Here is an 11695-nt window from a genome sequence, read left to right on the forward strand (position 1 = left end):
TCGCCACGGCCTGCGGATCCCGGCTGCGCGATCATGTCGCACAGACGCGCTTCTCTCCGAAGTGGGCGGTGACGACTGACACAGCAAAGCCTGCGGTTGCATGAGGAACTCGGATTTCCTCCCCGAAAGGGTGTATTTCGACCCCCATGCTTCCCCGTCCGGCGTACTCTTCGTGCACAGCTGGGGAGTCGTCCTCTGGCTGCCCGTCATACGAACCGGGGGGATCGTGCGGGACGTAGATGAGGTTAAGTGGGCTGCTTTCACAGAGCAGTGGGACGGAGTCATCCAGGCCGGCATCATCTTGGGCACAACGGTGCTGTGGCCGATGGGGTGGCTCACCGGTCACTCTCCTAGCCTGCTCGCCAAGGCGATGAGGGCGGGATTGCCGTCTGTGTCGACTTTCTCGGAGGAGGTATGGGAGCAGGACACGCTGGATGGCTGGGTGGCAGAGCTGGATGAGCGCGAACCGCTGACAGTTCGCATCGCCTCGCCCGCAGACCCAGCGTGGGTCTACGGGCTCAAGCTTGACGCGCCCCCGGGATGGTTCGCCGCCCTTGAGAGCACCGGTCGCGTTCTCCTTCTAGTGACCGATGTCTTCGATGATCGGCTGACCAGTGACTTCGAAGAGACGACGGCGGCAAGGGCAGCGCATGGTCGGCTGGCCGGAGGGATGATTCAGTTCGTTCAAGCGGGTACCGCTCCGCGGCGGAGTGCAAGCCGGGACGCGGCGCCACGCGAGGCAAGTGAGACCCGCGGCCGATTCACCGTCTTCCATGATCCCGTGAGTGGATTCTCCGAGCTGGCGATGCTCGTGAAGGACGGTGTGCTCACCTTCGCCCAGGCCAGTGATCGTGTGTGCGGGAACATGAATGCTCTGAGGGATGTGCCGGAGCTGGGTGAGTGGCTCAGCGACGAGGCCTTGTTGGTGCAGCTCTTCGGCGGCAGGAATCCTCTCGACTTGGAGAATGCGGCAGAGCACATCTACTGGTACACGAGGCTGGTGACCGCTGTCGGAGACTCACGGGGCGGGCCGGAACACTCCGCTCTGTGGTTGCCCGCGGCCAGCCAGAACGTCCTTGCCGCCACCGCGGTGTTGTCCGCTCGCCACGATTCGGACATCTTCCGCGATGCGGACGAACTTGCTGTTCATGTAGTGGATTATCAGCGCCGACACGGCCGACCCGAACAACTCGCCTCCGCACTCATCGACGCGGCCCGGTTGCGACTGGCGCTGCTGGGGCATCTGGAACTAGCCGGCGACATGTACGCCGCCTTGAACCCCAGCCTGATGAGCTGTCGACAGGCTGAGTGCTTGGCGGAGTATTACTGTGAAGCACAGTCCGAGCACTCGTCACCCCTTCGTGCGTGGCCATCCCTTATCTCGGAAGCTGATGGCTGGCTCGCGGAGGCTGCTGACTTGGGAGAGAGTGGCCTCCGCGGGCGCGCCTTGGCAAGTCGGACCCAGACCCAGTACTGGCTTAACAACATCGATGCGGCCCTGCCCCCGGACAGCATCTGGGACATGCTGAGAGACGCCTACGAGCACATCGACCTGGAGTCGGACCTGCCGGCCTGGCTCCATCTACTCCGCCTCATTCACCTCCGACAGCCGCTGCCATCCGACATCGTCCAGCTGCCTTTCGAACGGTCCTGCCAGGAAACCCTCGACGCTTTCGGCGAGGCAACTACACGTGCCGTGATTTCTCAAGGCATTGAAGCAGCCAAGTTGTTGGGCGATCGCCCACTTCTGAAGCGCGTATTGGCCTGGTCCAACGAGATGCCCGAACCAGTAGCCGATGCCCACGCCCGTCAGGCATTGGAGGCGAGCCTGCATTGTCTGCCTGACGACCGCACCTCATGTCCCGGCCGGGATGCTTCACTCGACGCTCTGGTCGTGCAGTATGGCAAGCAGGCTCGGAATGAGCGGTGGACCGACTCTCAGTTGGAGGAAGCTCAACTTCATCTTGCTGCGCATGCCCTCGCCGAGGGACGACCAGACCTCGGCATCATTCTCCTCACACAGACGCAGCTCACCGAGGAGCGCGTGGGCTGCTGGACCCTGCTCAGTGCGGATCTGCACTACCAGGCCGGAGAAACCGGCATCGTCGTTCCTCCTTATCCGGCAGCCCCCTTTCATCTGCTGCAGGCCGCCGTCAGTTACGCCACCATTGGACAGTTCAGTGTGTCCCGCCTGTGTCTGGACGAGCTCAGGGTTCGCTTGGCAGCCTGCGACCATGAGATTCTGATGCATATCGTCGGCGCGATCGCGATCGGGATGCCGAGCCTTCACACCATGCGTGACTTGGGGCTGACGGTGGCAGCCCGTGACCTTACGCACACGGCGCTGCTTCGCATCGCCGACTACCCCCTGACTCACCCCGACATCGAACTAGCCCTGCATCACGCCGCCAAGGGAGCTGACTTCTACTCCTACGCTGAACGCGGCCAACTCGCCTTCCCGGCCGCCGTGGCCCATGAGATGACCTTGCTGAGAAACATCTCCGACTCATCCGGCCAGGACACCAACCCGTTCACTGCCGAAGACGAGTCGTGGCCATCGGCTGGCGACCCCGATGGCTCCATGAGCTTCACCATGCCAGGCGAGACGTCAACGGCCAGCATGGCTACGGCCATAGAACAGAATCTGCGCCGCCACATCGACCAAATGATCAACAATTCATTGGCATCGCCCGAACTGGACACCAGTTCCACCGAGATGGTGTGGGACGAAATCCAGAACCGAGTTGACGACCAAACCATCTTGATCAGCTGGTTCATGCCGGCCACGCCCGGGGCGGAGCAAACCTACACCGTAATGGCCATCACCCGGGAGCAGTTCACCTCGGCGCTCGTACTCGTGGACGACCACGTCGCCAGCGCAGTGCCACCTGAGGGCCTGCGCCACTATCTCACCAATACGGTCACCCAGGTGCGGCAGGCAGTCACAGACGACCCTCTCTTTCACGACGTAACCCCCGAAGGAGCGCAACTGCTGGCCCGCAATGCGGTCTTCGCCAACCTCGCAGAGCAGCTACCGCAGTGGCGCGCCACGGGCAAGACCCGCCTGGTCCTGTGGCCGCACGGGCCGCTGCATCACCTGCCTTTCCACCTTTACAGCATCGGTGGACGCCTTATCGCGGACGATTTCATCGTCACCACCATCCCGACACTGGCCGCTCTCCGTCCCTCTGACGCAGCACTCCGGCCTCCCCGATTTGCTGTGCTGGCCTCCGCCGAAGGCGGAGAACCCTTCGGCCTCCCTCGCGAGGAAATTCTGAATGAACATGCCGCTGACGTCGCATCAGCAACCGGCACGACTGCTATCACGGGACCCGCCGCCACACGCGAACGTCTGCTTGCCGAGCTGGCAACTGCGGATGTGATCCATATTGCCGCCCACGGAGTCCAGGACGTGGCCGCGCCCTGGTTCGGCTGCTTGTATCTCTCTGCCGACGACGAAGATGACGGTCGAGTTTTTGCCCATGACATTCTCACTGCTGATCTGCGCGGGGTGCGCCTGGTCACCCTCGCCGCTTGCGAGTCCGCCCTGGGCAGCTTCGACGTCAACGACAACCCACGCGGTCTCACAGCCGGCTTTCTGCTCGCGGGAGCCGAAGCCATCGTCGCTTGTCTCTGGCCTGTTCATCCAGAGCCAGCGACGCACTTCTTCAGCACGTTGCACAGCCTTATAGCTGAAGGCAATGAGCTTGAGCAGGCATTTCACCGGGCTCAAGCAAATTGCAGGTCCGTTTACCCCCACTACCGCGATTGGGGCGCCTTCACCTTCATTCAGGGACGCTCTCGCCCCCCGCACGGAGGATCTTCATGACCGAGTCACCTCTGCGCCCCATCCCTCTCCACGATGTCGCGTTGCTTCCCGACCGCACTCTCGGCAGCCCTCCCGCGACCGGACACGTGGAGGGTCGGCTCTCCTTTGGATGGGACGTATTGCCCGTCACTGAGAGCCTGGTGCCCGACAGTTGGTACAGCTATGCCACCGCGAGCGCGCCTGAACGGACATACCGGCACCTCATCTTGGTCTGCACGTTCCACCCGGAAACAGAGAGCAGCCCAGGCGTGATCACCTCAGCGTCACTCGGTTTGTCCCTCAAGGCCGCCAACGCCTCGGAGACTCCTCCGAAGGCCCGTAAAATCGACCCCGGCAGGCGCATGCGACCACTGCACAACGGTCCCAGTACCAGCACCATCAATCTGACGGCTCGCCTTCCAGGGGGACTTGCCGAGCTGGGATACACCGGTCAGTTGCCACAGGACTCAGATCCATGGATCGTCCAAGGCCACGGAGAATCCCAGTCCACACCCTCCTGGAATTTCCGCGGGACTTCGCGATACCCGCTCATCGGAGACCACCCCCTACACGCCCTGGTGGAAACAAGCCATAGCCTAGACAACACAGCCGAAGTCCTTCTCGCCGCCGAGATCCGTTACCGCCGCTTCGGGATCCGCCGATACCGAGCGCGACTTACCCCACCCCTCAGCGTCATACCACTCATCAGCTCCTAGGCCATGGCATTCCGCGGGCCCGTCCGCATGCGTGCTGGGGGGTGTCGGCCTCAAGTCAGGGTTCGGCCGTGGAGATCGGAGTGGGGAGGCGACACGCCTCCGGTGGGATCGACGAGAGGCAGGTACCCGGCCGTCGGATCGCTCAAGATGTCACCCTGGGTGTCTGGCGAGAATCACTGGCGCATGGTCTATCCGCCGACGCTGAAGGTCTCGACGGTAGTCAGACACGCGTGCTACGGCTCGGGAGCGCGTCAATGTGAGGTTCCAAGAAGTCGAAGGCCCCCGCGGGCGAGGGCCTTCTTCCTTACTGACTCTTGGGCCGCTCGACGGCCCCGCATTGTGGGTCAGGCGCGCGGCAGTGTGAGCGGCGTCCGCTCGTACTTCGGCGGGCGGGCGTAGCCGAGCAGCCAGCCGAAGCGCGGCGACAGGTGCTCCTCGGCGAGTCGGAACACACCGTAGTACGCGAAGGTGGCGACCGGCGTCAGAACGCCCGTGACTGCGGTGGCGTTGAGGTCGAGACCGTAGCGCAGTGCCACAGCGACGAGCCAGCCGACTGCGGCAGGGACGCCGGTGCGCACCAGCGAGGTGTAGAAGTTCATGGAGTCTTGCTCCTTGGGCTGAGGGCAGAGTCAGGAGAACAGTCGGCGCCAGGTCTGGGGTCCGGGGTAGCCGTCGGTGTCGGTGCCGGTCCAGCCCTGGGCGCGCTGGAAGTCGGCGACGTTGAGGCGGTCTGCCTCGCCCCAGTCGCGGGACGGGCCGACGCGGTAGTGCTTGCCGAAGCCTCGTCGGATTAGCTGCTGGCCCAGCAGGAGGATCGAGGCGTTCGACTTGCCGGGGCCGAACGCGCTCCGGCCGGGGAATGCCGGCGGCCCCGGCTTGGGCGTCGACGTGGTACCGGGCCACTTCGGCATCGGACCGGGGTCGGTGTGCCGGTTCTCGGGAGTCTGGCCGTGGCCGTAGTGCCCGCCCTGTGTCTCCCAGATGTGCTCGTTGCGGTTCGCCTTCCAAGTCGGTGTGCCCATCGGCCAGACGTCGGGCACACCCCAGCTCCGTGCCCAGGTGAGGATCTTGTCGAGCCCCTTGGCAGGGGTGTCCCGGACAGTGGCGTACGTCTTCGAGTTCACCCGGCAGTAGGGGAAGAAGAGCGTCTCGACTTGCAGGCAGACCCGCCCGGTCCGGTTGGTGCGAGTACCGCCAGCGGCGTCGACGAGTGCCTTGGCCCGACTGTTCGCCGGATAGAACTGGGCGATCCGCCCCGTGAACGGATCCCACAGGAGGTGCGGGGCGACTCCCTTGCCCCCGCCAGTGAAATACGCAACCAGCTTGTCGAACGGTACGAGGGCGGCGGGCTTGGAGGCGGAGGCGTTCTTGTCCCACGTGATGTGCCAGATCACGCGGGGGTCGTACTGGGTGTCGGTGGGTGCGGTGTCGCTGAGCGGGTGCCGTTCGGCTCCCGGCAGCCACAGATCAGGCATGGCGCGTTCCTAGTTCTCCCCCGCGCCTGCTGTGCTGAGCCTACAGTCCGAGCTTGCCGGTCACGGCCGCGACGATCACCCCCACCACGACAGGGGCGATCAGAGCGGTCAGTGCCAACCGGCGTACCCCGCGGGCGTCTTGGCGCTCGGCATCCCGCTCGCGCTGAATCTGAGCGATGTCATCCTCAACGGCCTTGATCCGCAGCTCATCTGTCCTGCGATCGGCCTCGTACTGGATCTTCGTCACCATCTCGGCGAGCCGCGCACCGAGGGCAGCGAAGTCAGAGCGCAAGTCGTCGCGCATCTGCTGCATGGCCCGCAGCAGTTCCCACGGCGTGGGGTCCTGCCCTTGCGGCTCGGACACGGTGCTCCCTTCGGCAGCCCCGCGCCGCTGGAGATCAGTCTATGAGACGCGGGGCAGACCCGGATCGCCGTGCTCGGGCCGGTCAGGTAATGGCCTGGCCGGTGTAGTCGTCGGCTGAGCCGCAGTCCTCCACCAGGAGGTAGGCCGTGTTGCTGCTGCTGGCGGCAACCGTCCACGTCTGCGCGACTCCTCCCTGAACTCCCGTCCAGCACAGAGCGGCTGTGACATCGCCGCCGGTGGTGTTGGTCAGAATGGTCTGGATGGAAATAGCGGTATTCGCTGAGGACCCTTGCAGATTGTTGACCCGTATCTGGTCCTTGTAGATCGTTCCCGACACGGTGTTCTTCCGGATCCGGTACAGCGCATAGCTGGTACTCGCCGCACTGTGCAAAGCCCAAATCGATATCCGGTATGCGCGGCCAGCCTTGAATGTGATGCTGCCGGTGGTGATGACGGCCGTCTCCGCGCTGGAGAAGGTGACGTTCGTGGTCAGGGTCCGCTGGGTGACAAACCCTCGGCCCTGCGCTCTTCCGTAGACGCTGAGATCGCGGTCGACGGCGAATCCGCTGGATGTGAGCCTGGCGGAGGACCGGGCCGAGTCCGGTGGTGCGTCGCGGACATACAGCTCGATGGATGACCCGACAGCGGACGTGTCGGCTCCGTAGCCATTGATGTACGCAACTCCGTTGCCACTCAGCTCGTTGGCGTAGAGGTTGAAGACGGACCCCGAATAGCCCGGTACGAGCCCTTGCAGGAACAGTCCCGTCTCCTGGCTGGTGCCGCTCACCCTGGGGGCACTGAGGGAGACGCTGGGAATTTCGTACGAAACGGAGCCTTCTGAGCCGTAGGCAATGGCCGTGTTGAGCTCAGCCGGAGCTGCTTCATTCGCGCTGCCCGAATAGAACTCGACAGATCCAGTCTCCGGGTTGGTGTTTCCCGGACTGATGACAACGCGCTGTCCGCTTGCTGCGGTTTGCAGGGTACTGCCGGTGATGACAGCGCCGCTGATCCTCTTGCCGTTGATTGCGTCGGCATCGAGCTTGTCCGCTGTGATCGCCCCAGCCTTGATGTGGGTGGCCTCGATCGCCCCTGCGGCAATCTTCGTTGCCGTGACAGCGTTGACCGCGATCTTGTCTGCGGTCACGGCCAGCGCGTTCAGCTTGTCGGTGGTGACGGCAAGGGCCGCGATCTTCTCGGCCGTGACAGCCAAGGCCGTGATCTTCTCTGCTGTCACCGCTCCGGCGAGGAGCTTGGGCGTGCTGATCGCACCGTCGGCGATCTGTACTCCCGGTACGACCGGGCGAACGACCGCGTTGTCCCATAGCACTGTGCCAGCTGTCGACTGGTACGACTCCACCCAGACGGTGGCCGCGGTGGTGTTCGCCGGCGCAGTGACCATCGCGGAAAGTCGCTGCCATGAACCGCGGGTTGGAACGTCGACCTGCGCGACGCCGAAGCCGACTGTGGCACCCGTGCCGTCCAACCACCGGGCGTAGAACTTGAGCGCCGCTCCAGCCCAGTCGGCGGACGCGTTGACGTCGATAGCGAGGTAGAGCTGCTCTCCGCTCAAGATCGGCAGGGTGGTGAGACAGAGGGACCGTGTGATGGCAGTAGCGGCGGTCGCGTCGACCCGGAGGGCTTTCGCGGAGCCGTTGCCGCCGGAGACGACAGACCATTCGTTCTTGGCGATCGCCGCGGTGTAAGCGCCTTCGAACGACGGGTCGCTCAACGTGTTTGTGCCACCTGCGACGACCAGCTTGTCTGTGGAGATCGATGCGGCCGCAATTTCGGAGGCCGTAACCGAGTTCGCCGCTATCTCGCGGCCTGTGATGGCGTCGGCCGCGACCTTTCCAGCGATCACTGAATCAGCGGCGAGAGCAGCGGCGGTGACTGAGCCGCTCACCAGGTTGGTGGCATCGACTACGCCGGTCTTGAGCGCCTCGATGGCGACGGCGTCGACCTGCATCACGGCCGCCGAGCCGGAGACATTCATCGAGCTGTAGTTCAGCCACAGGTAGGGCGTGATGTAGCGGACGGCTTCGTGGACGTTTCCAGGTGAGCGGGGGTCGTTGTTGGGGCCGGCTGATCCGCTGGCGCCGGACGCCGCCCGATCCTTGAGGTAGCCGACGATCGTCACCCAGCCGTCCGCCGTTGGAAGCGAACGTGCGGAGGCCCCCACGTAGTAGTGGCTGTTGGAGGAGTCGGCGCCAGTGCGGTTGACGAGGGTGGTCTTGTCCGCGCCGATGCCGAGCACGCCGACGTACACCGAGTCAGGGCCGGAGGCGGGTTGGGCGGTGGCGCGAATGCGGGCGCTGATCCGGTACAGGACACCGGGTTCGTACGGCACGAGAGTCGTGCCGCGCAGCCGGATGAACCCGCGGGCCTCGCCGACGGTCTGGCCGGTGGGTGCGTCTGGGACGCCAGAGAGATGCGTCCAGGCTGCTCCGGTGCTCTGGTCAGTGGTCTGCCAGGCCGCAGCCTCGCCCATCCCGTCGACGAGGCGCTGACTGGCGGTGTCTGCCAGTGCGCCACCCAACGCGCCAAGGGTGACCGCGCCGTTGGCGAGCTTCCCCAGCGTGACGGAATTGGCGGCGAGTTTTTCGGCGAGCACCGCGCCGTCAGCGAGAGCAGTTGAGTTGACGGCCCCCAGCGCGAGCGCGGCGTCAGTCACCGCGCCTCGCGCGAGCTTGGTCTCGTCGATGATCGCGTTGCCGAGATCGTCCGGTACTGCCTTGCGGGCCTGTCCCTGTACGGCGTTCGAGGGTTCTCCGGCCGCGCCAGAAGTGTTGACCGCGATCAGGCGCACCCACACCGTGTCGTAGGTGTCGGTGGCGATGGTGACGGTGCCGCCGACCGCCGTGTAGAAGGCGGCCACTGGGCGACTCGTGTCCGGCTCGGCGTCTGCGGTCGCTGAAATGTGGATCTGGACTTCGGCCAGGTCCAGAGGTGCCGTCGCCGCGTCCGTCCAGGTTCCTGGCCAGGTGATGGTGAACCCGGACAGGGCTGCCTCGACCGTCGGCGCTGTGGGCGTGGGAGGCGGTGGGCCGTTATGAGCGATCAAGCCGACGCTGCCGTCGTCCTGCATGCCGATGCTGCCGCGCAGGTTGCCGTCCTGGTCGTAGACCTCGATCGCACCGTCCTCGATCGACGAGTACGCCATGCGCGCAGTGCGGGTGGTGCGGGCAAGCTGCCGCTCCAGAGCGGCGACGCGGGCGGCCAGGCGGGCGATTTCGCTGCTCACGCGGTGCCTCCCCCGTAGGTGAAGCGGTCCGCTCTCTGCAGCTGGATGACGGCCTGCTCAGGATCCTCGCCAGAGGCTGGCCGGATCTGCCAGCCGACGATCCGACACCAGGCGTCGAAGTCGGTCCACTGGTCGTGGACCCGTGCCCGCACGTCGTCGCCGATCTGCCAGGCGCCGAAGCGGGCGGAGGGGTGGTCCCGGATGGTGATCTCGGTGACCTCGCCGATGACCTGGCGGGAGATGCGTTCCTTGCGGGCGCGGGCGGCCAACCGGTCATTGGCCTTCTCCGCCGGCACCTCGAGGAGGTGCTCCAGTCGCAGCCGTCCGTCGCGCACGGCGTCCACGGCGCGGCGCCGGTTGCGGCCTTCACCAGCGCCGAGGGCAATGACGACCTGGGCGAGGTTGTCGGCGTCGTACTCGACTGGGACGGCCTTGATGATGTTGACGCCGGACTCGAAGTGGATGTCCGTGCGGCGGCGGCCGAGCCGGGGCCAGCCGATACGTACGCGGCCCTGCGGGGTGCCGTTCTTCCAGGTGACTTCCTCGGTCCACTCGGGGCCGCCTTCGACAGCGACCATGTCCTCGATGACGGCGCCGAGAGAGGGGGTGTCCCACCAGTCGATTCGGTAGGGGTCCTCCGGCGTGCCGATGGTGGCCTTGGAGGTGGTGTCGTCGACCTGGATACCGAGCTGACCGTCCGGCTGTTCCTGGCAGTACGCCCACACGTCGCGGATGACCTTGCAGGGGTCGGCGTAGGTGTAGGGCCCTCGGCCGTTGAGCTGGCCATGGAGGTCGTAGCGCCGGTAGGGGTAGGAGCCCCAGCCAGAGGCCTCGATGTTCAACTGCTGGCCTTCGGGGTCGGCTCTCCAGATGAGACCGCCCCACAGCAGTCGTCCGTCACGCTCGGCGTAGATCTTGGTGTTGCCGGGGTCGAGCTGGGAGCGGACCAGGTGGGCGAGGCGGGGTTCGACAGCTCCGGTCAGACTGCCGGTCGCGGAGAGTGCGGGGCCGAACTCGACGCCAGTAAGGGGGAGATCCCAAGCGAGGACCTTGTTGGTAAGTGCGTCGGTGGTGAGATAGCGGTACGACGGCGACGCCATCGGGCGCGTTCCTGCTTCTCCCCCGCGCCATGGTGTGGTGGTGCTGCCGGTGTCGTGTCAGAGAACGCCTTCAGTGAACTCGACGTCGGCGATCAGCGAGGTGGCCGCATCGACGCCGAGGTTGCCCCACTCGCTCTTGGAGGGCTGGGTGCGTACGTACAGATCCTGGGTGGTGCCGCGCAGCGCCGCAGTCAGGGTGATGGTGTCGGCAAGGACGACTGTGTTGCGGCGGATGTTGTTGCCCTGGTCGTCGTCGATGGAGGTTGTCTGGCCATAGTCGGTGCCCAGGACGGTCTGCATGTAGGCGAACACGTCGGATTCCGACAGCCGCAGGCCTGCGAGGGTCACCACGACCTTCGCCGTGGTCGCCCACGTGGGGATCGGCACCTTCCAGCGGGCCGCAGCTGGCCAGTTGTACCACTGGCCGTTCTGTGCGGTGAGTCGGCTCAGGGAGCCGGGATAGGCCGTGTACAGAGTCCGTTCGCGGCGTGGGTTCGCGATCTGCCGTAGATCCGTGATCATGGCATTGGTGATGGTGGCGGTGTTCGCCGGAATGTCGAGGCGGGCCAGGGGGATCGCCGTCATGCCGGAGGGGACCGTCTTCGTCGAGGCGGAGACGCCCGAGATGACGTGGAGGTAGCCGATGTCATCGGCAGCCGGGTCACGGTTGCCTTCGTACTCGGGGTCCTCGACGCGCAGGCAGATGAGGTCGGATCGGCCAGCAGAGCCGGTGGGTGCGATCGGCACGCTGGCGTCGCCCACGTTGTACTGGGTGTAGGAGCCCTGTCCCCAGGCTGCTCCTCGCACCACGGCGGAGCCGTCGCCGACACGGACGCCGGCACCGGGCGTGGACAACTCTCTGACCTTCAGGTCGTTCCCTTCGGTCACGCCCTGGTTCCCACGCGCCAGGTCGCGGACCATCATCCGGAAGGCCCGGGCGGGATGAGTACCGCCGTGGGTCAGCATGGGTGGCTGGATCAGTGCCATCTGG

Annotated in this window: 7 protein-coding genes; 1 reads left to right on the forward strand and 6 read right to left on the reverse strand. The window is 65.3% G+C overall.

Annotated features, from left to right (window positions below):
- The first annotated feature begins 100 nt into the window (after positions 1-100).
- Positions 101-3829, forward strand: coding sequence for a CHAT domain-containing protein (locus ACIBJB_RS03120; protein ID WP_398925910.1), 3729 nt, complete (start codon positions 101-103; stop codon positions 3827-3829).
- A gap of 1039 nt (positions 3830-4868) precedes the next feature.
- Here ACIBJB_RS03120 and ACIBJB_RS03125 read toward each other — a convergent pair.
- The 6 genes from ACIBJB_RS03125 to ACIBJB_RS03150 form a co-directional block, all read right to left on the reverse strand.
- Positions 4869-5123, reverse strand: a complete 255-nt coding sequence (locus tag ACIBJB_RS03125) for a hypothetical protein (RefSeq protein ID WP_398925912.1) — start codon at positions 5121-5123, stop codon at positions 4869-4871.
- A gap of 30 nt (positions 5124-5153) precedes the next feature.
- Positions 5154-5999, reverse strand: coding sequence for a peptidoglycan-binding protein (locus ACIBJB_RS03130; RefSeq protein WP_398925914.1), 846 nt, complete (start codon positions 5997-5999; stop codon positions 5154-5156).
- Between the two features lie 40 nt (positions 6000-6039).
- Positions 6040-6363 carry a hypothetical protein gene (locus tag ACIBJB_RS03135; protein ID WP_398765657.1) on the reverse strand — a complete coding sequence of 108 codons (324 nt, stop codon included), beginning with the start codon at positions 6361-6363 and terminating at the stop codon, positions 6040-6042.
- 82 nt (positions 6364-6445) lie between these two features.
- Entirely contained in the window at positions 6446-9604 is a 3159-nt protein-coding gene (locus ACIBJB_RS03140) for a hypothetical protein (protein WP_398925916.1), read from the reverse strand.
- Positions 9601-10704 carry a hypothetical protein gene (locus tag ACIBJB_RS03145; RefSeq protein WP_398925918.1) on the reverse strand — a complete coding sequence of 368 codons (1104 nt, stop codon included), beginning with the start codon at positions 10702-10704 and terminating at the stop codon, positions 9601-9603. Before ACIBJB_RS03145 ends, ACIBJB_RS03140 begins: the two co-directional genes overlap by 4 nt.
- Before the next feature lie 57 nt (positions 10705-10761).
- A complete protein-coding gene (locus ACIBJB_RS03150; protein ID WP_398925920.1) occupies positions 10762-11691 on the reverse strand; it encodes a hypothetical protein in 930 nt (309 codons plus the stop codon).
- Between the last annotated feature and the right edge of the window lie 4 nt (positions 11692-11695).

This window comes from Streptomyces sp. NPDC050759 (assembly GCF_044456945.1).
Lineage (GTDB): Bacteria > Actinomycetota > Actinomycetes > Streptomycetales > Streptomycetaceae > Streptomyces.

What these genes read in the sequence shown, in the direction of transcription:
- ACIBJB_RS03120 (WP_398925910.1), top strand. Translation starts at nt 101, where the DNA reads ATGAGGAACTCGGATTTCCTCCCCGAAAGGGTGTATTTCGACCCCCAT.
- ACIBJB_RS03130 (WP_398925914.1), bottom strand. Translation starts at nt 5,999, where the DNA reads ATGCCTGATCTGTGGCTGCCGGGAGCCGAACGGCACCCGCTCAGCGAC.
- ACIBJB_RS03150 (WP_398925920.1), bottom strand. Translation starts at nt 11,691, where the DNA reads ATGGCACTGATCCAGCCACCCATGCTGACCCACGGCGGTACTCATCCC.
- ACIBJB_RS03125 (WP_398925912.1), bottom strand. Translation starts at nt 5,123, where the DNA reads ATGAACTTCTACACCTCGCTGGTGCGCACCGGCGTCCCTGCCGCAGTC.
- ACIBJB_RS03145 (WP_398925918.1), bottom strand. Translation starts at nt 10,704, where the DNA reads ATGGCGTCGCCGTCGTACCGCTATCTCACCACCGACGCACTTACCAAC.